The 20,385-nt window shown below is 69.1% G+C and carries 22 protein-coding genes and 2 pseudogenes; 12 read left to right on the top strand and 12 right to left on the bottom strand.

Going from position 1 to position 20,385, the window contains the following annotated elements; translation table 11 throughout:
- Positions 1-12: 12 nt before the first annotated feature.
- Complete coding sequence (locus ORI60_RS32385; protein ID WP_266041800.1) at positions 13-1,155, bottom strand: GNAT family N-acetyltransferase; 1,143 nt, start codon at positions 1,153-1,155, stop codon at positions 13-15.
- A gap of 54 nt (positions 1,156-1,209) precedes the next feature.
- Here ORI60_RS32385 and ORI60_RS32390 point away from each other — a divergent pair, with 54 nt between their 5' ends.
- The 3 genes from ORI60_RS32390 to ORI60_RS44645 all read left to right on the top strand — a co-directional run bounded on the left by ORI60_RS32390 (position 1,210) and on the right by ORI60_RS44645 (position 3,921).
- The gene (locus ORI60_RS32390; RefSeq protein WP_266041801.1) at positions 1,210-1,713 is read left to right on the top strand and encodes a DinB family protein; all 504 of its coding nucleotides are present in this window, start codon (positions 1,210-1,212) and stop codon (positions 1,711-1,713) included.
- Positions 1,714-1,792: 79 nt separating this feature from the next.
- A complete protein-coding gene (locus tag ORI60_RS32395) occupies positions 1,793-2,698 on the top strand; it encodes an NADP-dependent oxidoreductase (RefSeq protein ID WP_266041802.1) in 906 nt (301 codons plus the stop codon).
- A gap of 71 nt (positions 2,699-2,769) precedes the next feature.
- On the top strand, positions 2,770-3,921 hold the full coding sequence (locus ORI60_RS44645) for an endonuclease (protein ID WP_323055965.1): 1,152 nt from the start codon (positions 2,770-2,772) through the stop codon (positions 3,919-3,921).
- On the opposite strand, the gene ORI60_RS32410 is transcribed toward ORI60_RS44645, so the two are convergent.
- Positions 3,902-4,354 carry an NUDIX domain-containing protein gene (locus ORI60_RS32410; RefSeq protein WP_416234525.1) on the bottom strand — a complete coding sequence of 151 codons (453 nt, stop codon included), beginning with the start codon at positions 4,352-4,354 and terminating at the stop codon, positions 3,902-3,904. The two genes, ORI60_RS44645 and ORI60_RS32410, sit on opposite strands and share 20 nt — an antisense overlap.
- A 26-nt stretch (positions 4,355-4,380) precedes the next feature.
- On the opposite strand from ORI60_RS32410, the gene ORI60_RS32415 reads away from it, so the two are divergent.
- Positions 4,381-5,442, top strand: a complete 1,062-nt coding sequence (locus tag ORI60_RS32415; RefSeq protein ID WP_266041804.1) for a DNA polymerase IV — start codon at positions 4,381-4,383, stop codon at positions 5,440-5,442.
- Between the two features lie 28 nt (positions 5,443-5,470).
- Positions 5,471-5,683 (top strand): hypothetical protein, encoded by a 213-nt coding sequence (locus tag ORI60_RS32420; RefSeq protein ID WP_266041805.1) that lies wholly within the window; start codon positions 5,471-5,473, stop codon positions 5,681-5,683.
- Here the strand turns inward: ORI60_RS32420 and ORI60_RS32425 are convergent.
- Positions 5,662-6,402 (bottom strand): class I SAM-dependent methyltransferase, encoded by a 741-nt coding sequence (locus tag ORI60_RS32425; RefSeq protein WP_266041806.1) that lies wholly within the window; start codon positions 6,400-6,402, stop codon positions 5,662-5,664. The two genes, ORI60_RS32420 and ORI60_RS32425, sit on opposite strands and share 22 nt — an antisense overlap.
- A gap of 250 nt (positions 6,403-6,652) precedes the next feature.
- Here ORI60_RS32425 and ORI60_RS32430 point away from each other — a divergent pair, with 250 nt between their 5' ends.
- From ORI60_RS32430 to ORI60_RS32440, 3 genes are all read left to right on the top strand, one after another.
- Positions 6,653-6,832, top strand: coding sequence for a DUF397 domain-containing protein (locus ORI60_RS32430; RefSeq protein WP_266041807.1), 180 nt, complete (start codon positions 6,653-6,655; stop codon positions 6,830-6,832).
- A 171-nt stretch (positions 6,833-7,003) separates the two neighbouring features.
- Positions 7,004-7,858, top strand: coding sequence for a helix-turn-helix domain-containing protein (locus ORI60_RS32435; RefSeq protein WP_266041808.1), 855 nt, complete (start codon positions 7,004-7,006; stop codon positions 7,856-7,858).
- A 412-nt stretch (positions 7,859-8,270) separates the two neighbouring features.
- Positions 8,271-9,740, top strand: a complete 1,470-nt coding sequence (locus ORI60_RS32440; protein WP_266041809.1) for a hypothetical protein — start codon at positions 8,271-8,273, stop codon at positions 9,738-9,740.
- A gap of 54 nt (positions 9,741-9,794) precedes the next feature.
- Here ORI60_RS32440 and ORI60_RS32445 read toward each other — a convergent pair whose 3' ends face one another.
- The 3 genes from ORI60_RS32445 to ORI60_RS32455 are packed head-to-tail and all read right to left on the bottom strand — an operon-like array spanning position 9,795 to position 11,399.
- The gene (locus ORI60_RS32445) at positions 9,795-10,676 is read right to left on the bottom strand and encodes an SRPBCC domain-containing protein (RefSeq protein WP_266041810.1); all 882 of its coding nucleotides are present in this window, start codon (positions 10,674-10,676) and stop codon (positions 9,795-9,797) included.
- Positions 10,677-10,678: 2 nt separating this feature from the next.
- Positions 10,679-10,990, bottom strand: coding sequence for an ArsR/SmtB family transcription factor (locus ORI60_RS32450; protein ID WP_266041811.1), 312 nt, complete (start codon positions 10,988-10,990; stop codon positions 10,679-10,681).
- Entirely contained in the window at positions 10,926-11,399 is a 474-nt protein-coding gene (locus ORI60_RS32455) for a GyrI-like domain-containing protein (protein ID WP_266041812.1), read from the bottom strand. Before ORI60_RS32455 ends, ORI60_RS32450 begins: the two co-directional genes overlap by 65 nt.
- On the opposite strand from ORI60_RS32455, the gene ORI60_RS32460 reads away from it, so the two are divergent.
- Entirely contained in the window at positions 11,398-12,534 is a 1,137-nt protein-coding gene (locus ORI60_RS32460; protein WP_266041813.1) for a PLP-dependent aminotransferase family protein, read from the top strand. The two genes, ORI60_RS32455 and ORI60_RS32460, sit on opposite strands and share 2 nt — an antisense overlap.
- A gap of 734 nt (positions 12,535-13,268) precedes the next feature.
- Here ORI60_RS32460 and rnhA read toward each other — a convergent pair.
- The 4 genes and pseudogenes from rnhA to ORI60_RS44790 form a co-directional block, all read right to left on the bottom strand.
- A pseudogene (gene rnhA / locus ORI60_RS32465) lies at positions 13,269-13,712 on the bottom strand (ribonuclease HI); the annotation flags it as partial.
- Between the two features lie 11 nt (positions 13,713-13,723).
- The gene (locus ORI60_RS32470) at positions 13,724-14,101 is read right to left on the bottom strand and encodes a DUF1801 domain-containing protein (protein WP_266041814.1); all 378 of its coding nucleotides are present in this window, start codon (positions 14,099-14,101) and stop codon (positions 13,724-13,726) included.
- A gap of 44 nt (positions 14,102-14,145) precedes the next feature.
- Positions 14,146-14,799, bottom strand: a complete 654-nt coding sequence (locus ORI60_RS32475; RefSeq protein ID WP_266041815.1) for a hypothetical protein — start codon at positions 14,797-14,799, stop codon at positions 14,146-14,148.
- A 44-nt stretch (positions 14,800-14,843) separates the two neighbouring features.
- The gene (locus ORI60_RS44790; RefSeq protein WP_416234526.1) at positions 14,844-15,806 is read right to left on the bottom strand and encodes an amidase family protein; all 963 of its coding nucleotides are present in this window, start codon (positions 15,804-15,806) and stop codon (positions 14,844-14,846) included.
- 10 nt (positions 15,807-15,816) lie between these two features.
- Between ORI60_RS44790 and ORI60_RS32490 the strand changes: the two genes are divergently transcribed.
- Complete coding sequence (locus ORI60_RS32490) at positions 15,817-16,398, top strand: hypothetical protein (protein WP_266041816.1); 582 nt, start codon at positions 15,817-15,819, stop codon at positions 16,396-16,398.
- A 48-nt stretch (positions 16,399-16,446) separates the two neighbouring features.
- Positions 16,447-17,739 (top strand): hypothetical protein, encoded by a 1,293-nt coding sequence (locus ORI60_RS32495; RefSeq protein WP_266041817.1) that lies wholly within the window; start codon positions 16,447-16,449, stop codon positions 17,737-17,739.
- Here the strand turns inward: ORI60_RS32495 and ORI60_RS32500 are convergent.
- Positions 17,670-18,347 carry an MBL fold metallo-hydrolase gene (locus ORI60_RS32500; RefSeq protein ID WP_266041818.1) on the bottom strand — a complete coding sequence of 226 codons (678 nt, stop codon included), beginning with the start codon at positions 18,345-18,347 and terminating at the stop codon, positions 17,670-17,672. The two genes, ORI60_RS32495 and ORI60_RS32500, sit on opposite strands and share 70 nt — an antisense overlap.
- Positions 18,348-18,485: 138 nt before the next feature.
- Here ORI60_RS32500 and ORI60_RS32505 point away from each other — a divergent pair.
- A pseudogene (locus tag ORI60_RS32505) lies at positions 18,486-19,445 on the top strand (acyltransferase family protein); the annotation flags it as partial.
- A 47-nt stretch (positions 19,446-19,492) separates the two neighbouring features.
- Here ORI60_RS32505 and ORI60_RS32510 read toward each other — a convergent pair.
- Complete coding sequence (locus tag ORI60_RS32510) at positions 19,493-20,245, bottom strand: maleylpyruvate isomerase family mycothiol-dependent enzyme (protein ID WP_266041819.1); 753 nt, start codon at positions 20,243-20,245, stop codon at positions 19,493-19,495.
- Positions 20,246-20,385: the final 140 nt, after the last annotated feature.

The raw sequence follows: 20,385 nt of genomic DNA on the forward strand, positions 1-20,385 counted from the left end.
GTTTATTTTGGGCTAGCCCAGGTAGAAGGTCAGCAGATCGCTCGTGACCGGCGGGAAAAGCCTGGTCATCAGGTCTTCGTTCGGGCCGGGGTAGACGTCGGAGAACCGCCGGCGCAGCCCGTCCATGCCGTGCGGGCCGAACAGCAGCGGCGCCAGCAGGTCCGGGGCGATTCCCGCGCCGCCCTGCGAGCCGGGGCCGAGCATCGTCCCGCCCCACTCGTACGGGCCGATCTCCTCGCCGTCCCAGCGGAAGCGGACGTGCGTGCGGTAGAAGCCGAGCACCACGTCGACGGGATCATGGCCGCGCAGGCGTTGCGTGAAGACCGGCCGCAGGTGCTCGAACAGCTCCGGAACGCTCGGGATGCGCACCAGGTACTGGTCGAGGTCGGCCCGCCTGGCGGCCAGGTGCTCCTCCAGCGCCGGGTGCCGCTCCCCGACTTCGGCCGGGTTCACCAGTGCAACCAGGGCCTTCACGGCGTCGTCGTCGATGCCCGCGATCTCGCCGAGCACGACGTCGCCCTCCTCCTCCGGAGTGCTGCGGCCCGTGGCGACCGCGGTGCCGTCGCGCTCGACGATCCACGTGGTCGAGCCGGTGCGGTCGATCAGCCAGCGCCAGCACGGCGTGTCGTGACCCATGCGCAGGTCCGCGGCCTGCTGGGCGGCGTCCTGAAGCCTGTTCATCACGGGGATGTCGTCTTCGGTCGCGGGCCGGATCGTGTGTCCCGCGACGGCTTCGGGCTTCGTGGCGAGAGCCCGGGTCTGCTTGATCGGGATCGAGTAGGTGTAGCCGAACTGGCGGTAGAAGTACGGGACGCCCATCACGAACTGGACCAGGTGGCCGCGTTCGGCGGACCTGTCGTTCGCCCAGCTCATCAGCTGCCGCACCAGGCCCCGGCCCTCGTACTCGGTGTCGGTGGCGACCTGTTCGACCTGGCCCGCCGGGATGTCCAGGCCGGCGAGCGTCATCGTCTCGTCCATCAGCGTGAGGGTGGAGACGATCCGGCCGTCGTCGTCGGCGACCCCGACCCAGTCGCACCCCGCGTCCGGGTCGGTCATCAGCAGGCGGGCGTCGACACCGTCGCTGGGGTCCATGCGCGAGACGAGGAGCTTCTCGATCTGGGGGAGGTCCTCCGGGCGCGAGGTGCGGATTTCCACGAACGGAGTGTTTCCAGGGCGGTGGTTGTCCGCAAACGGTTTTACGGTCGGGGCATGGACTGGAACAAGCAGTTGACGGACCAGCTCGAGTTCCACTGGACCGTGCAGGCGCGGCCGCGGCTCGAAGGGCTGACGGACGAGGAGTACTTCTGGGAGCCCGTGCCTGGCGCGTGGAACGTCCACGAGGACAACTCGATCGACTGGCAGTACCCGACGCCCGAGCCGCCACCGGTCACCACGATCGCGTGGCGGATGGCGCACATCATCGTGGGCGTGTTCAACGCGCGCACGGCGTCGCACTTCGGTGGCCCGCCGGCCGACTACGCGACCTGGCAGTTCGCTCGGAGTGCCGACGAGGCGTTGAAGCAGCTGGACGACGCCTACGAGGCGTGGATGGCCGGCGCGCGCACGGCCGATCTGTCGAAGGCCGTGGGTCCGGCGGAAGGACCGTTCGCGGCGGAGCCCATGGCGACGCTGGTGCTGCACATCAACCGCGAGGTGATCCACCACCTCGCAGAGATCGCACTGCTCCGCGACCTGTATCTGAGGGAGAGTTAGTCACCTTCAAGTGCCTACTTTCGATAAGTTGGCGCTAACTGCAGGATGGTGCCCATCGAGAACATCGAAGGGGATCATCGTGCGAGTCATCACGCAGAACACCGTCGGCGACGCGTCCGTGCTGGAGGTCGCCGAAGCGCCGGTGCCGGTGCCCGCACCGGGTCAGGTGCTGGTCAAGACGGGTGCGGCGGGCGTGAACCCGGTCGACACCTACATCCGCGGCGGCGGGTTCCCCGCGCTCGGCGAGCCGCCGTTCACGCTGGGCTGGGACGTCGCCGGCACCGTCGAGCAGGACGGTGAAGGGTTCGCGGCAGGCGACGAGGTCTACGGGATGCTCGACTTCCCCGGCGAGGGCGGCGGCTACGCCGAGTACGCCGTGGTGAAGGCGTCCAACCTGGCGAAGCGACCGTCGTGGCTGACCGTGGAGCAGGCGGGCGCGGTGCCGATGGTGGCGCTGACGGCGTGGCAGACGCTCGTCGGCCGGGCCGGGGTGTCGGCCGGCCAGCGGGTGCTCATCCATGCCGCGGCCGGAGGCGTCGGGCACGTCGCGGTGCAGATCGCCAAGGCCAGGGGCGCGTACGTGATCGGCACTGCGTCGGCCGCCAAGCACGACTTCCTGCGCTCGCTCGGCGCGGACGAGGTCGTCGACTACCGCCACCAGGACTTCACCGAGATCGAGCCGGTCGACGTCGTGCTGGACACGATCGGCGGGGAGTACGCCGAGCGGTCCGCCAAGGTGATCAAGCCCGGTGGGGTGCTCGTGTCGGTCGTTCCCGGCAACCCGGGTTTTGACGTTGACCGAGCTTCCGAGCTCGGGATCCGGTTCGAGCTGTTGCTGAGCGTCACCGCGTCCGGTGCCGATCTCGCCGCGTTGCCGCAGCTCAAGGTGCAGATCGATCACGCTGTGCCGCTGGCCGGGGCCGCGAAGGCCCACGAACTGGTCGAGTCCGGCCGGACGACGGGCAAGCTCGTCCTGGTGCCGTGACCCCTCGTTAACCATTCGTTGACCATGTACACCGATCGTGTGCGAAACATCCACACGATCGGGGAGTGCTCATGGCACGGTGGAGTCCACTTGCTTTAGTCGTCGTTCTGCTGGCGGCGGTCGGCCTGTACGGGTCGACCGCCGCTGTCGCAGCAGCTCCGCTCACCGTGGCGCAGGCGATCGCGACCCAGAACGGGTCGTCGGCCACCGTTCGCGGCTACGTCGTCGGCCAGCCCACGGCCACGACGACCGTCATACGTTCGGGTTATCCGAACGACTACGCGCTGGCCCTGGCCGACTCGGCGTCCACGACCAGCACTTCGAGCATGGTCTACGTGCAGATCCCGTCGGCCTTCCGCGCGGCGTGGGGCATGAGGACGAACCCGTCGCTGCTGGGCAAGCAGATCGACGTGACGGGCTCTCTGAGCGCGTACTTCTCGCACGCCGGGCTGACCTCGCCGACGGCGTTCGCGTTCGCCGGCACGACGCCGCCGACCAGCACGACCACCCCGCCGACCACCAGCGCTCCGCCTTCGGGCTGCATCGCCTACTACGCGACGGCCTGCGACAAGCAGGGTGCGGCGTTGAAGTCGGCGCTGAACTCGATCATCCGCAACCAGACCACGTTGAGCTACACCCAGGTCTGGGACGCCCTGAAGGCCACCGACCAGGATCCGAACAACTCCGCGAACGTCATCCTGATCTACAGCGGGATCTCGCGCTCGAAGTCGTTGAACGGTGGCGACGCGGGTGACTGGAACCGCGAGCACGTCTGGCCCCAGTCGCACGGCGGCTTCGACACCACGGACAGCATCGGCACCGACCTGCACCACCTGCGTCCCGAGGACGTGCGCGTCAACGCCGACCGCGGCAACCTCGACTTCGACAACGGTGGCTCGGCCTACCCGAACGCTCCCGGCAACTACTGGGACTCCGACTCCTGGCAGCCGCGCGACGCCGTCAAGGGTGACGTCGCGCGGATGCTCTTCTACATGGCGGTGCGCTACGAGAGCGGCGACCAGCTGGACCTCGAGCTGAACGACTCGGTGTCCAACGGCTCGCGGCCGTTGATGGGCAAGCTCTCAGTGCTGAAGCAGTGGAACCAGCAGGACCCGCCGGACGCCGCCGAGAAGCGCCGCAACCAGGTGATCTTCGACAGCTACCAGCGCAACCGGAACCCGTTCATCGACAACCACCTGTGGGTCAACTCCATCTGGCCGTGAGGCGTTCGAGGAAGGGGCGCTGCGCGGAGACGATCTTCGCGCTCGCCTCTTCCACACTGAACCACTGAACGCGATCGACCTCGGGGAACGTCTTGCGCTGACCCGACTTCGGCGGCCACTCCATCTCGAACGTGCCCGGCGTGACCGTCCCGGGGTCCAGGTCGCCTTCGAGCGCCCAGACCGTGATGACCTTGCCGGAGCCCTTGGCCTCGCCGAGCGGGACCAGCTCGCCGTCCGGCACGGGCAGGCCGAGCTCCTCCTCGAACTCCCTGCGCGCGGCGGCCTCGGGCGTCTCGTCCTCGGTGTACTCGCCCTTCGGCACGGACCACGCGCCCGCGTCCTTGCGGGCCCAGAACGGGCCGCCCATGTGCCCGAGGAGCACCTCCAGCTGCACGTTCTTTCTGAAGAGCAGGATTCCGGCCGACCGTTTCATGCTCCCCATTATCTATTCTGGCCAGCATGGCGGACTGGGTCCTGCACGTGGACCTCGACCAGTTCATCGCGGCGGTCGAGGTGCTGCGCGATCCGTCGTTGCGCGGCAGGCCCGTGGTGGTGGGCGGCAACGGCGACCCGACCGAACGCGCGGTCGTGGCCACCGCGTCCTACGAGGCGCGCGAGTTCGGGGTGCGCTCGGGCCTGCCGCTGCGGACCGCGTTCAAGAAGCTGCCCGACGCCGTCTACCTGCCGGTCGACCACGCGCTGTACGAGGCCGCGTCGGCGGACGTGATGGCCGTGCTGCGCTCGTTCCCCGTGGTCGTCGAGGTGATGGGGTGGGACGAGGCGTTCGTCGGCACCTCGGCGGACGATCCGGTCGCGTTCGCGCGGTCGCTGCAGGCGGCGGTGCTGGAGAAGACCGGTCTGCACTGTTCCGTGGGCGTAGGCGACAACAAGCTGCGGGCCAAGATCGCGACGGAGTTCGGCAAGCCCGCCGGCGTCTTCCAGCTCACTCGCGAGAACTGGGCCGAGGTGATGGGGCACCGGCCGACGTCCGCGCTGTGGGGGATCGGCGCGAAGACCGAGCGCAAGCTCGCCGAGCTCGGCCTCGTCACCGTCACGGACCTGGCGACGGCACCGGTCGACGCGCTGGCCGCCCGCTTCGGCCGGCGGATGGGCCCGTACTACCGGACCGTCGCCCAGGGCGCGGGCGACACGGTCGTGAGCGCGACGCCGTGGGTGGTGAAGTCCCGGTCCCACGAGAAGACCTTCCAGCAGGACCTGGCCTCGCTGGAGGACATCCGCCGAGAGGTCGTGGCGCTGGCGCACCAGGTGGCCGCGGACGTGGTCGCCGAGGGGCGTCCTGCCGTGCGCGTGGGCGTGAAGGTGCGGTTCGTGCCGTTCTTCACGAAGGTGCGGCTGATGAAGCTGCCCGCGCCGACGTCCTCCGCCGACGAGCTCGCGGCGGCCGCCCTGGTCGTGCTGGACCGCTTCGACCACGGCCGGGCCGTTCGCCTTCTCGGGGTGCGCGCGGAATTCTCCGGCGATGATGTCGAACCGAAACCTTCTCCTTCGACGTATCAGTAAGTAGAGGATTCACCGCTAGGAGAAGAAGATGACCGATTCATCGCTCACACACCGCGACCGGGCCGTTCTCAGAGCGGTCGCCGACGGCCGGTGCGAGATCGCCGGAAGCGCTCTGCTCGTCGACGGCCTGTGCTGTGCCGACCAGTTCGCGGGCCTGCGCCTGAGGACCGCGGGCCTGATCAGCACCCGTCCCGGGCCCGCGGCACTGACCTCGGCGGGCTACGAGATGCTCGCCGCCTGATCTTTGCGGAAGACCGACATCAGGTACTTGTTCGAAAAGCGATAGCCGCCGTCCGCGGTTCGGAACGGTTCCACCGCGGCCCTGATTTTTTCTGCGACTTCCTCCTCGCCCTCCTTCTCGATGATGCGCTGGTAGCTGCCCACGCTCAGGAAGCTGCGCAGCATCGTGGCCTCGTCGGGATGCACCAGAGGAATGTCGATCGTGAGTTCTTCCTGAGGCTCGGGCAGCTTCGCGCCCCTGCGCCCGCTCGTCCCGCGCACGGCCCTGCCGACGACCAGCAGATCGCTCGGGATCTCCGGGTGCCACTGGCACACGACCACGTGGTCCCTGCTGACCCGGACCGCCTCCGCGAACGCCTCGTCGGGGTCCTGCGCGAAGAACAGCGCGTTGAACGCCGTCACGACGTCGAACGTGCCGTCCTGCCAAGGCAAACGCCCCAGCGCGAGCTCGTGGAACTCGGCCGTGCTCGCCCGCCGCGCCAGCGCGATCATCGCCGGCGAGATGTCGATGCCGGTCGCCTCGGCGCCCGCTTCCGTTGCGGCTGCGCAGAACTCCCCGCTACCGCACGCCAGGTCGAGCACCCTGGTGCCCACCGTGATGCCCGTGCGTTCGATCGCGATCTTCCAGGCGGGCATGGACATCTTCGCGCCGAGTGCCGCTCGCTGCGCGGCCGCGCGGCCCCACAGTTCGCCTTCCCGGACGGCCTGGCTGTCGGTCATGGCCCCGACCCTTCTCGCTTTGATTCCAAGTGATGTCAACGAGTTTGCACGTGCGGTGTCCTTAATATCTCCTCTTTCCCTTGCTGCGGCGTACCTCTGGCGGTGTTGATGACCGTCCAAGTTGATTTACCCTGAGTCGTGGCCTCGTCGGGTTGGAGGCGTTCCCTCCGCCGCTCTCCCGGGGTGCGCGCGGGTGGGCCGGGCCGAGGACGGTGGGTTCGGTCGGGGACCCGTGCGATGGGAGCGGCGAATGGCTTCAGAGCTCAGGTGGATCCGTAGCTCGTACAGCAGCGGCGGTGCCGAGGCCTGTGTCGAGTGTGCGAGCAATGGCGCGGCCGTGTGGGTCAGAGACTCCAAGGATGCCCGTCGACGATTCGAAGTGTCGCTCTTCAGTTGGCTCGCGTTCGTCACAGCAGTAACCCGCACCTGAGTCAATCGCCTGAAAGTGTGGTCAATTCTTGATCACATATCGGTGCGCAGGCGCACTTTCCTGATATCTCTCCCTCTGCAGTCGGCCAAATGGTTGACTGCAGTACGAGTATGCGCTAAAAGCGCGCTACCATTCTGCTACCTCGCAGAATGAGGGGAGATGTGTACCGCCGTGAACAGTCCCGTTGTTCTGCAGAAACGCCTGCTCGACGAGCTCAGGCAGATGCGGGACGATCTAGAACTCACCCAGCAGGCCGTCGCGGACGCGCTCGACTGGTCGGTCTCGAAGCTGATCAGGGTCGAGAAGGGCGAGAACAAGGTCTCGGTCACCGACGTCCAGGCCCTGCTCTTCCACTACGGGGTGACGGACAAGGCGCGTGTCGACGAGCTCGTCGGGATGGCCAGGGCCATCAAGCGCTCGCGTTCCGCGTGGATGGACAAGTACAAAGGCTTCTTCTCGGAGCAGTTCGCCAGGTTTCTCGAGCTTGAGACGTCCGCGGTCCGGATTCGTCAGTGTCAGCTGAACGTCGTCCCCGGACTGCTGCAGATCTCGGACTACGCGCGCGTCCTGGTTGCGGCCAACGCCCCCAACGAGGACAGCGTCGCGCGGGGTGTCGAGATCCGCCTGCACCGCCAGTCCGTGCTGGAGGCCGGTGGTCCCGAGATCTTCATCATCATGGACGAGGCCGTGCTGCACCGGGTCATAGGCACCGAGGACGTGCTGCGGCGCCAGCTCGTGAGGATCAAGGAGATCGCCGCGTTGCCGCACGTGACGATCCAGATCCTGCCGTTCGCCAAGGGCATCCACCCGGCCATGAAGAACTCGTTCTCCATCCTCGACTTCTCCGAGGACGAGAACGACTTCGCGTTGCTGATCGAGCAGCCGTACAAGGACACCTTGTTCACCACGGGGCCGGAGATGAAGGAGTACCTGAGCTACTTCTACCAACTGGAGAAGTTCGCCCTGCCGGCGAGCGAGACCCCGAACGTGATCGACCGGCGACTGGAAGAGCTGGGAGGCGTTTGACCGATGTGGCCGGGCGGGTGGCTGCTGGAACAGCCACCTGCCCGATGGCAACCAATACCGACCCCAAGTCCCATGAGGCGAGGCAATGTCGCCGTCCGTCAGCCTATGACGTTCGACCCCTGATGAGTTCCGCCATCCAGGTCCCCTTCAGGTGATTGGCCCTCGCCGCACTGATCCAGCCCGGATCTGTTCGTCGACCCAGTCCCCAGGAGGCGCACGATGTGCAGCAGCACCAGAAATCCCATCCTTCCCCTCGTCCCCTGCGCGCGAGACGGGGGAGGTCACCGAGATGGGCATATTCGCTAGCTACAGCTGCAGCGACGGAGGACGGATCGCGGCCCCTCTGGTCGAAGTGTTGCGGGGCCACGGTTTCGACGTTCTCTGGGACGCCGATCTCAGTTCCACTCATCCCATGTCCATCCAGGCCTGGATGGAGAACGCGGTCCGGGAACGGATCGTCGTGGTCGTCGTGTCGGACTCCTACCTGAAAGCGTTGCTGTCCAACGACTTCATGGAACGCCTCGGTGTCCGGTACGAACTGGGGCTGATCCGGCAGAAGCTCTACCACCACGTCGGTGCGGACAGGTGTCCGGTGGTGGTGGTCGTGCCGCCGGGGACCGAGGTGAACTCGTTGCCGGCCCTGCTGCAACAGCTCGTGGTTCATCGGTTCGATCCGAACACCCGCGACGGGGAGGAGGAGCTGGTGCGGAGTCTCAAAGCGCTTGAGGAGGGCAACCGCGGCCGCCCGTCGCCCGTGGTGCAGGACGGCGACGAGGTGTACCGCACCCGCGCGGCGTTGAGCGCTCTGCAGGCCGAGCCCCTGTCCTCGGAGAAGGCTTACCTGCTGGCGCGGGAGCTGGTGGAGCGCGGTGCCGGTGACTTCGAACTGGTCAGGGGGTTCGAGTCGGTCGCGGCCGTGGCCAAGGCGCGCGGTGACGTCCGGCTGGTCCGGCGACTGTCCGAGGTGTGCCTGCGGACGCTGGCGTCCGGGCCACAGCTCAGGGGAGAGGAGGAGCTGAAGGCGAAGGTGCTCGTCGCGGGGCACGCGTGGCATCTGCTGCGCGAGCACCGTTTCAGCGAGGCGACCCTGATGGCCCAGGACGGGACGCACATCGCGGAGAAGGTCCGTGACCTGAAGACGGCCGCGCGGGGGAAGCGGGCCGAGGCAAGGGTCTTCCTGCACCTCGCCGCCGAGTCGGTCGGGTACGACCGCGTGTACTACCTCAGCAAGGGCGAGCACCTGTTGATGATCGCGCAGGACCTGTTCCGCTCCATCGGCGGTCCGACCAGCGAGGAGCTCGGGGTGTGCGCCTCGCTGCACGCGGAACTGCAACTGCTGCGCCACGAGTCGACGGGATGTCCCGAGGAGCTCGCGGCGGCGGTGCGGCGGGCTCAGGCGGCCGAGACGGTGCTGACGCCGGGAACGGAGCCCTACCACTGGCTCGCGGTGCTGCAGGCGCGGCTGTGCCTCGCGGACAAGAAGTACAACGAGGGCAAGGAGTTGGTCACGACCGTCATCGCCACCGCGGACTTCCCCGAGGTGGTGGCCAAGTCCCGGCAGGTGCGAGCCGATCTCCTGCTGGCCACGAGGGAGAAGGCCGCGGCGCTGCGCGACCTGCTCGCCGCCGAGGAGTCGTATAGGCGACTCGGCTGCGAGCGTGCCGCGGACACCTGCTGGTGGACGATCGCGAGGTACGACGCCTCGAAGGTGACCGACGTCCGTCTCACCCCAGCCGATCTCGACCGGCTCGAGGAACTCGCGCCGAACCCGGGAGATCGGCGGCGCGCGGTCCTGGAACACGAGTTGAGGACACCAAGACGGCTGGTCCGGCGGAGTGCGCCGGACTGGGTCTGCCTCGTCGACCGCGTGCAGCACGACTGACGTCCTCGGCGCGGCCGGACCCGGTTCGGGTGCGGCCGCGCTCGTGACGTCCGGTCACCGTCCGGCGTAGCGCCGGGCCAGTTCCTCCTCCCGGTCCGCGGGCCACGGGCAGCGGATCTCGCCCTGGGTGGCCGCGAAGAACAGCTCCAGGTGCACGTGCCAGGCCGCGAGCGCTTCGGGGCCGTGGGCGTTCTCCTGGACGAGCGTGACCGTCGTGCCCTGCAACGGCACGTGCTCGAACTCCCAGCGCACCTTGCCCTTCGGCTCGCCGTCCCGCAGCCACTCGTACTCCAGCAGGCGCGGTGCCTCGGACCTCGTGACCTCGCCCGGCGTGATCCCGGGATGCGCGGCGCGCACCGGCACACCGCTCTCGGTGCCCTCTGTGAGGACCTTCCAGACGTCGTCGAGCGGCGTCCACACCAGATCGCGTTCGAAGCGCACGCCTTCCGGTTCGTCGGTGCCCTCGTCGAGGCCGAAGAGCCTGACGTAGTGCTCGATGCGCGCCAGCCACTCCGCGGGTGGCTCGAACTCCGTGCCGTCGGCGCGGGCGACCAGGGCGTCGAGGCAGGTGGCCCAGCCGGGGGCGTCGCGGCCCACCGACAGCCTGTTCGTGACGACGGCCGTGAAGACCAGCAGGCAGCCGTCCTCGCGCGGCAGGATCTCGAAGCGCAGCACGTCGTCGAGCCAGCGGAAGGCGAACACCTTCGGCGGGTCGGACTCCAGCAGTTCGCCCTCGCCGCCGTCGGAGTCCACCGGTGCCTCGTCCGGGAACGTGAAGCGCATCTTCGTGCCGTCGACCTCGACCTCGGCCGGGAACCAGTGCTTCATCTCGGCCGGATCGGTGACGACCCGCCAGACCTTCTCCGGCGAGTGCCGCAGGGTGCGCTCGAAGCGCAGCACGGGCTTGCCCTCGATCATCCGCAGTTCGGCGTCCACGGTCAGTCCCCTTCGATCTCGTCGAGCCGGCGCTCCAGTGCGTCGAGGCTCTTCTCCCACATCCGCCGGTACGGCGCGAGCCAGGCGTCGATCTCCGCCAGCGGCCCCGGCGAGACCCGGTACCAGCGCTTCTGGGCGTCGGTGCGCACCTCGACGAGACCGGCCTCGCGCAACACCCTGAGGTGTTTCGAGACGGTCGGCTGGGTGAGTGTCAGCCGGTCGACGAGGTCGCCGACCGGCCGCTCGCGTTCACGCAGCAGGTCGAGGATCTCCCGGCGACTCGGATCCGCCAGCACGGCGAATGTAGATGCCATGCCAGCAATATAGCTCGATCGGAATATAGGCGCCACTCAGCCCGCGAGGCGGATCGCGACCTCCGTCGTCCACCTGCTCGGTGACGGCCGCCAGCCCGGCCGTGAACACCTCACCCCCACCGGGCACCTCGGCGACGGTCGGAATCCCGGCCTCCACCTCGAACTCGTCAGCGCTCACGCGTGAGCAGCGCAGGAACGGCGCTCCGGTGGCCAGTAACTTGCGATCGGCCAGCCACCGCATGACCTCGGGAAAACGATCGGCGATCTTGCCGGACGACTTCGGCGTCACCGTCCCCCGGACGGCTGCGCAGGGCTGCTTCGCACGTGTCTCGATGTCCATGCCCGCCACGCCCACCGACAGAAAAATGGGCGTCCGGACCGGGAGAGCCCCGATTAACGTGAAGTTCATGCACCGCACCCTCTCCGTGGCCAGCTCCCCGGTGCGCGACCTGCTCGCGCTGACCTCCCGCCCCGAGGTCATCTCGTTCGCCGGCGGTCTTCCCGCCCCCGAACTGTTCGACCTGGACGGTGTGCGCGCCGCCTACGACCTCGCCCTGCGGGACCGCTCCGTCCTGCAATACGCGCCCACAGAAGGAAACGCGGCGCTGCGCGAGCTGGTCTCGGCGCGCCTGACCGCCCGCGGACTGCCCACTTCGGACGTCCTGATCACCACCGGCTCCCAGCAGGCGCTCGCACTCGTGGCCACCGCGATGCTCGGGCCAGGCGCCGTCGTGGCGGTCGAGGAACCGACGTACCTGGCGGCACTGCAGTGCTTCAAGATGACCGGCGCCCGCATCGTTCCCGTCGAGAGCGACGCCGACGGCCTGGTGCCCTCGTCGCTGAGATCCGTCGTCGCCACCGAGAAGCCGGACCTGCTCTACCTGGTGCCGACGTTCGCGAACCCGACCGGCCGCACCCTCTCCGCCGCGCGCCGCGTGGAGATCGCGGAGATCGCCGCGGCGCACGACCTGTGGATCGCGGAGGACGACCCGTACGGCGAGCTCCGCTACCGCGGCACCGCAGTGCCCCCGCTCGCATCGATCAGCGACAGAACCATCTACCTGGGCAGCTTCTCGAAGATCGGCGCCCCCGGCATGCGCCTCGGCTGGCTGAGGGCGCCCGCCGACCTGCTGCGCACCCTGACGATCGTGAAGCAGGCGGCCGACCTCCACACGTCCACAGTGGACCAGGCCGCCGCCGCAGTGTACCTGGCGGACAACGACCTCGACGCCCACGTCGCCCGCCTGTGCGCCGAGTACGGCGCCCGCCGCGACGCGATGCTCGCCGCACTGCCCGCCACCACGCCCGCCGGCACGACGTGGAGCGACCCGGACGGCGGCATGTTCGTGTGGCTGCGGCTACCAGGCGACGTGGACAGCGCCGTGCTGCTGAAGGACGCCCTGCTGCACGACGTCGCTTTCGTGCCCGGTGCGGCCTTCTTCGCGACGACGCCGGACCACGCGACGTTGCGGCTGTCGTTCACGACCAACACGGTGACGGAGATCGAGGAGGGCATGGCGCGCCTGGCGAAGGTGCTGCTGTGAACGTGGACGGCGAGGACTGTCAGACCCCGTGAGTACGTTGAAACGCAGGGGTTCCCGATTCGGGGGTACCCCTGCGCGAGCGTGCTCGAAGCGGCAAACCCATGCGTGGCGAGCCGCGGGGAACGTGTCCGCGAAGTGGCTTGGCCTGCCGTGGACGGTGTGATCGCCACCGGGGCGGCTTCGAGGCGACCTCGGTGCGACCGCACTGTGCCGACGCGTGGCGAGCTGGGTTTCTGCAGAGTGCCGACGGCCAGGGGGGAGACCACGGACCTGCGCTCCGGTCGGCGCAGGCACACGGACGCGGCTGTTCGGCGGCGCCGCGCGGCAGCGGCGAAAGGGCCTGCCCAAGGCCGTTACGAGGCACCGGGGCCGACGCGCGCCACGCGGTCGACCTTGACGCGCGCGGCGAACCCCGGCGGCGGGTCGTCCATCGGCGGGAACCTCAGCTCCGGCCCGAGCACGGCGGCGCTACGCCGGTTCGCTCACCCGAACAGTTCGAGCGCGTTCTGGTGGTGGTCGCACCGGCCGCCGCCGGTCGCGATGGTGCAGGGCGTGCCCTTCTTCGTCGTGGCACCGCACTGCAAAGCCGGGTCGTGGATGTGGCACAGGCCGTTCGAGCCCGCCGTGATCGGGCACGGCGTGCCCTTCTTCGTGGGCGCGCCGCACGGTTCGCCGCTCAGCTCGCGCGGCTGCCTGGGCTTCGCGGCCTTCTTCGGCTTCGCCTGCGGCTGCTTGACCTCGCGGCCCGTCACCTCTTCGACGCCGCGCACGGCGAGGCGGTCGGCGCGCTCGTTCTCCGGGTGACCCGCGTGGCCCTTGACCCAGTGCCACTCGACCTTGTGCCGGTCGGCGGCTTCCTCCAGGCGGCGCCACAGGTCGGAGTTCTTGACCGGCTCGCGGGCCTTGGTGAGCCAGCCGTTCGACTTCCAGCCGTGCACCCACGACGTGATGCCGTTCCGGACGTAGGTGCTGTCCGTGTACAGGTTCACGGTGGACGGGCGCGTGAGGCTCTCCAACGCCATGATGGGCGCCATCAGTTCCATGCGGTTGTTCGTCGTCGGGCCGATGTCACCGCCGTACATGTCCTTCTCGTGCGCGCCGTAACGCAGCACAGCACCCCAGCCACCCGGTCCGGGATTGGGGCTGCACGCACCGTCGGTGTAGATCTCGACCTCCATGCGGCATGAGGCTACCGACGCGGTCCGGCGGCCTTGCGCTGACGGTTGTTGGCGATGATGCAGCGGAACATCTCGACGAGCGCGGGCCCGTTGATCGGCTGGTCGCGGTACACGGAGATCATGCGTGCGGTCTTGTTGCCGTGGCCGCTCGTGATGATGTTGTGCGGGTCCGGCACGATCGCCTTGTCGTAGAGCATCACGTTCACGTGGTCCTTCGTGCCGAGCAACGCGCACACGTTGCCGTCCAGCACGAAGTACGGCCGGTTCGTGAACTTGATCGTCTCCTCGACGTCCGGGTCGGCCTCGTGCACGAGCCGGCGCACCTCGCGGCAGATGTCCTGCTGCCAGTCCGGCAGCCCGGCGATGTAGTCGTCCACACGTGTGTCCATGACCCTATGTCGCAGCCCTTCGCCGGTTCTCGACATCGTGCCCCCTAGCGCGGCAGCCAGCTCGCCATGTCCGCCATGGCGTCCAGCGTCTCGCGGCTCACCCGCCCCGACGCGGACTCGGTCTCCGCGATCACGACCGTGGTGCCGTCCGTCCGGGAGTGGTAGTTCAGCCCGGTGAAGCGGATGTCCGCCAGGCCGAGCAGCGGGGTGGCGAGCGGGCTGATGTCGCCGGTGCCGTGCACGTCGATCAGCCTCTTGAACTCTCCCGCGTCGCGCCGGTTCCGGAAGCCGACCCACGCCACGGACACCACCGCCACGTTGCCCCGGTCGTCGCCGACCGCGAAGAGCGTCCGGTCGAGCGACCTGCACGGGTTGCGGACGAAGTGGTCCCGCACCTGACCGAACGAATGCGACACGCACTCCAGTGCGGGTTTGGCCGTGCGCTTGAGCGTGCGCATGTTCAGCTGACGCCACGCGCCGTCCGCGTCACCGTTGCGCGCGGACTTCCTGCCCTCCGACTTCGCCCTGGTGAGGTTCACCCCGGCCGACTCGGCGACGGTGGTCGAGGCCCCGCCGCCGAGCGACAGCCCGCCGCCGGCGGTGAGCGACACCGCCAGCACCCCGGCCGCCACCACCGCTCCCGCCTTGCCCGTCCCCGGATCCGATCCGCCTCCGGCACCGCCGATTCTGCGCCCCATCAGTCCCCCTCCTCCGGGCGACGAGGACACCGCACCGACCGTGATCAACGAGGTGGATTGGGGCCAAAGCACTCGATCGGGTGATTCCGCAGAACGGCGCGGGCGGCGGCGACCAGGTCCGCTTCCCGGCCGTGCCGCGCCACGGCCTGCAGCCCGACCGGCAGGCCGCACGAGTCGAACCCGGCCGGAATGCTGATCGCCGGATGCCCGCTGAGGTTGAACGCCCACGTCAAGGCGGTGTTGATGCGGGACCCCGGACCGTCGTGGCCGTGCGGCGGGCCGGGTGTGGTCGGGGTGAGCAGCAGGTCGGCGGTCTCGAACACCGCGTCCAAAGCCGGATTCGGGCCGCAGCGCCCCGCGAACCAGTCGGGCGCGGGGTCCTCCAGGGACAACGACACGGGCCGTGGGCGCAGGGCGGTGGCCGCCTGCCAGGCGATCGACGCCTGTTCGTCGTCGACCTCGGCGAAGCCCAGGTCCGCGGACCAGACGGCGGAGGGCGAGCCGGTCTCCGCGATGCCGAGGTAGGTCGCGAGCAGGGACGGGTCGCGGGTGAAGACGCCGACCGCGGCACGCTCGGCCGAGGTCGTCTTCAGGCCGAGGACGCCGCACCACGCGGCCGGGATGCGGATCGAGCCCGCCCCGTCCACGCCCGTGGCCAGCGGTACGACGCCGGACGCCACCGCGACCGCCGAACCCGCTGACGACCCGCCCGGTGTGCGGTCCAGGTTCCACGGGTTGCGTGTGACACCGCGAGAGTTGCGGCCCCACGTCTGCCACGGAGTGCTGCCATCGGGCGTGGTGGTCAGGCCAATGGGCACGCAACCCATGGCCACCAACGCTTCCCGGTGGCTTCGGCGTTCGCCTCGCTTCACCGCGATGGGCATGCCCGCGAACGGCAGCGAAGAGTCCACCTTGAGAGAGGGTGGGCGGAAGACCTCGTGGAACGCACACAGCGCGGGTTCCACGAGAGCCAGCCGTGCCAGCGCCCCGGCCACCCGGTCAGGCATGATCCACCCCGTGAAGTGGACTCGTGCTGTGCACCACCTGGCCGAACTCGCTGAGAAGTGCGGCGAGCTGCCGGCTTCGTTCTTCCGGTTCCAGGTGGTCGAGGTGTGGGTCTTCGGCGCGCTGCTCGACGTTCCCCGGGACGTGGACGCCATCGAGGTCGCGCTGGTCACGGACCTGCCGGTCGACGAGGTGCCGTGGCTGACCGAACCGGTCGGGGCCGAGCACTGGGCGAACTCGACGCGGCTGTCGCGCAACCCGTTCGAGGCGCGGTGGCGGTCCGGGGACGCTCCGGTGTGGAACCACCGCATCGAACGGCCCGCGCTGGTCTGGAGCGCGGCGGACGGCGTCAACGAGGAAGCGCTCGTGGCGGTCAGCGACGGCACGGGTGAGCTGGTGCGCCAGGCCGCGCCGTCGCCGGAGGAACTGAGCCGGCGCGTCCAGGACGAGTTCGAGGTGAGCCTGAGGGCGTTGCGCCGCGTGAACCAGGCCTACACCGACCACCGCTGGAGCCCCGGCAAGCTCACGCCGCACTCCGACGCGCTGTGGCGCACGACCACCGGGTACCTGGACCTGCTCGACGTGGTCAACTGACGCCGAAACCACCACGGGCGAGCCGTGCGCCGCGCTAGGTTGCGCGCTGTGCAGAACAACCGCCGCGAGCTCGCATGGATCTGGGGCCCGGTGACGCTGGCGCTCCTCGCTCTTTTCAACGTCAGCGACCACGCCCTGCTGTCGACGCACGGCGCGCACTTCAGCGTCAGCAAGTACTCCGTCGCGGCGCTGGCCCTCCCGGCGCTGGCGGTGATCGTCGGCGTTTGGCTCACGAGGCACTGGCAGTGGCTGCTCGTCCTGGGCAGCGCCGGTGTGCTGGTCGCGTCGGTCGAGTCGCAGGCGCACCTGTTCAGCCTGAGGCCGGGCACCTCGGGCATCATCGACTCGCTGGGCACCGCCGGTGCGGTGCTGATCGTCATCGGGGCGCTGGCCGTCACCCGCGACGCCGCGATGGCCGCGACCGCGGTCGGCGTCCAGGTGCTGGCCGCGCTGTTCCGCGGCATGGACTGGCTGGACGGCACGATCTTCCCGGCGCCCGTCGTGTTCGCGCTGGCAGCCCTCGGCGTGCTCGGCGCCGCCCTCGCGGTCCACGCCGTGCGCACCGGCAAGGCGCCGAGGTCCGAACCCGTCAGCCGAGGTGCCGCGATCGCGGGAACCGCGGCGGCGCTGGTGCCGCTCGTGCTCCTCGGAGCCGGGATCCTGCTGCGGCAGGCGCTGGTGCTGCCGCTGGCCCAAGCTGCGGCAGGCGTGGCACTGCTGCTCTGCACCGCGGGGCTGACGCTCGCCCTGGGCAGGGGAGCGTTCCTGAAGACCGCGACCGCGGGCTTCGTCCTGCTCGCCGTCGCCGCGCCCCTCAACTTCGGGCTCTACTTCTCCGCGAGCCAGCTCGGCACGTACGCGCCGGCCGCCCTGGTCGGCCTGGGCGCCGGGATCCTCGCCGCCCGGTTCGGCCGGTCGGCCGTGGCCGGTGCCGCTGCCTGCGCCGCGCTCGCCGCCGTCATGGGCCTGGTCGTCGAGGTCACCGGCACGCACGCCGACATGACCCACAGCGCGCTCGGCTCGCTGATCGTCGCGCTGGGCGTGCTGGCCGTGACCTCCGCCGTCGCCGCGGCCACCCCCGCACTCGTGGACCTCCGCGCGCTGCCCGTGGCGCTCGGGCCGTTGCTGATCGGCTTCGAGCTGGCGTTCCGGCAGCTGATCCAGCCGTGGCTCGCGTACGAGAAGAGCACGACCCAGTTCCCGGAGCAGTACTACACCTCCGTGTGGGTCGTGCTGCTCGTGCTCGCCGTGCCGGCGCTTCTGCTCGGTCTCTACCAGCCGCGCGAACGCCACTCCGGAAGCGTGGGGCGCTCCTTGCCGAGCGTCGAGTCGTCACCGTGACCGGGGTAGAACCACGTGTCGTCGGGCAGCACCGCGAACAGCCGGTCCTCGACGTCGTTGATCAGCGACGCGAAGTTGTCCGCGGACGTGGTCTTCCCCACACCCCCCGGAAAGAGTGAATCTCCGGTGAAGAGGTGCGGGTGGCCGTTCGGGTCGTCGTAGACGACCGCGATCGAGCCCGGGGTGTGGCCGCGCAGGTGGATGATCGACAGCGGGACTTCTCCCACGTTGACGGTGTCGCCGTGCTCCACGAGGACGTCCGGCGCGACGGGGAGGACGGGGGCGTCGAGCTCGTGGGCGACGGTCTTCGCGCTGTGGGCGCCGGTGAGGGCTTCGAGTGCCTGCCAGTGATCGGCGTGCTGGTGCGTCGTCACGATCGTGCGCAGCCGCGGGCGCTCCGGGAGGGAGTCCAGGAGGTCCGACAGGCGCTCGTGGTCGTTCGCCGCGTCGATGAGCAACGCTTCGTTCGTGGACCGGCAAACCAGCAGGTAGGCGTTGTTGTCCATCGGACCGACGGAGATCTTCGTGATGGTCAGCGCGTCCAGGGTGCGGCGGGCCGCGGGACCCTCTGGATCGACGTGACCGGTGTAGTTCTCGTGTACGTCCACGGTGGCAGACGGTAGTCGGTCGAAGCGGTCCAGCGCACACCTTCAGGTTGCATACAGGTTGCACTCATAGGGTAAGTAAAGGTCAACACCCAGTCGCCGCTTACCCCGAAAGCACCAACGAACAGGTCCCCGCCTCTCGTGATTCCAGAGCAACGACAGAAGCCCCGGACGGCCCGCAGGGTCAGCTGGGACGTCCTCCGCGTCGTCGCCATCGGGTGCGTGTTGCTCCACCACGCCACGCTCACGAGCGTCAGCAGCCATCCCGACCTCGGGCCGTTGCCGTTCACCTTCCCGATGTCGATGGGCGCCAGCACGTTGATGGTCGTCTCGGCGTTCTTCGCCTGCGTGTCGCTCGACAGCGGCAAGCCAGGACGGTTCCTGTGGAGAAGACTCGCCAGACTGCTGCCCGCGTACATGGCGGCGGTCCTGCTCACGTATTCGGTGCAGAGGTGGATCGCGCCGGAGGGGTGGAGCCAGCTCGACGGCAGAGACGTCGTCTACAACCTGTTGCTGATCAACCAGTGGATGCCGGACGTCGACATCGTCGACTTCGCCTACTGGACCGTGCCGGTGCAGCTCGCCGCGTTCATCGCCGGTGCCGTGCTCGTGAAGTTCCTGAGAGGCACGCGGCTGCGGGTCTTCCTGTGGGCGCTCGTCGTCGTGCCGCTGCTGCTGAGGCCGTTGCTGGACCACTCGCACGGGCTGTTCGTGGTCTACAACGGTCTCGCGCTGCACAGGGCGCAGCTGTTCGCGGCCGGCATCGCGATCTGGCTGTGGCACAAGGACAGGCTGAGGACGCCGCACCTCGTCGCGCTCCTGACGGCCGCGCTGGTCGCGCAGGCGGTGCACACGACCGAGTACGGGTCGACGCTCGGCTTCGCCGTGCTGCTGCTCATGGTGTGCGCGGCCGCCGCCGGCCCCGACTGGCTGTTCTTCGAACCGGTCGCGCGGCCCGTCACGTGGCTCGCGGGCATCTCGTACGGGGTCTACCTCGTGCACCAGCAGATCGGCACCGTGGTAATGGACCGCATGCACGCCGTTGGGCTGCGGTCCTGGTGGCTGCTCGCCGGCTTCGTCACCTCGGCGCTGGTGCTCGGCTGGGCGATGACGAAGTTCGTCGAACGCCCCGCCTACAGGCTGCTCACTCAGATCCAGTCGGGCAGGTCCGGCAACTCCCCGCGCAGGTCCGAGCCGTCGGTCCTGCCGGTCAGCCACCCCAGGACGGCGGTCGCCGACCCGCTGACGGAGCTGCGGCTCGCCGGGCCGTTGAGCGTCCAGCTGCGCTGAGTGCCGTCGGGCAGGGTCACCTCGACGCCGAACGGGTCGACCCTGCCCTCGAACTGCTTCACCGCGTCGTCGAGGAACTCCTCCACGAAGTCGGCGGGCAGGTCGTCGAACCCCACACCGGCGTTCAGGTCGATGAGGTGGATCCAGATCTCGCGCAGGCGGAACAGCGGCACGACGGACGCCGGGATCGGCTGGCCCTTGGGCGCCGTCACCTCCGAACGCCACGCGTGCGCGGGGAACTCGCGGCACGCGACGTCGAACCGCTGGCACGCGGAGTCCAGGTCGGCCTTGATCACCTGCAGCAGCCGGTGAGAGCCCTCCTCGATGTCCGCGTCGCGGTCCGCGCGAGAGGTGTAGGCCTGGTGCTCGACCCCGGTCTTCGCCCACGTGAGCAGGTTCACCAGCGCGTCGGCGTTGCGCGCGAGGTGGGTGATGACGTGTCCGCGGGTCCAGCCGGGCAGCAGGCTCTGGCCGCGCACCGCGGCCTCGTCCAGCTCCTCGACGACCTCGTACAGCACGTCCGTCGCCTCCCGCACCGCCGTGATGTGCCGGTCAGGCACCCCTCGCGGTGCAGGTACGGACGTGTGCTGCGTGGACGGCGTGTAGGTCATGTGCTGCCTCTCCCCGACGTTGAGGCTCTGATCGAAGTGACCAGCCTATGAGTAAACCCAGCTCAGGGGAATGCGATAGGCCTCGGAACCGTTTTTGTCAGGGGTCCGCCCTAGCATGGTCGGCGGGTCGGTCGCAGCCT

This window comes from Lentzea sp. NEAU-D7 (assembly GCF_026242055.1).
GTDB lineage: Bacteria > Actinomycetota > Actinomycetes > Mycobacteriales > Pseudonocardiaceae > Lentzea.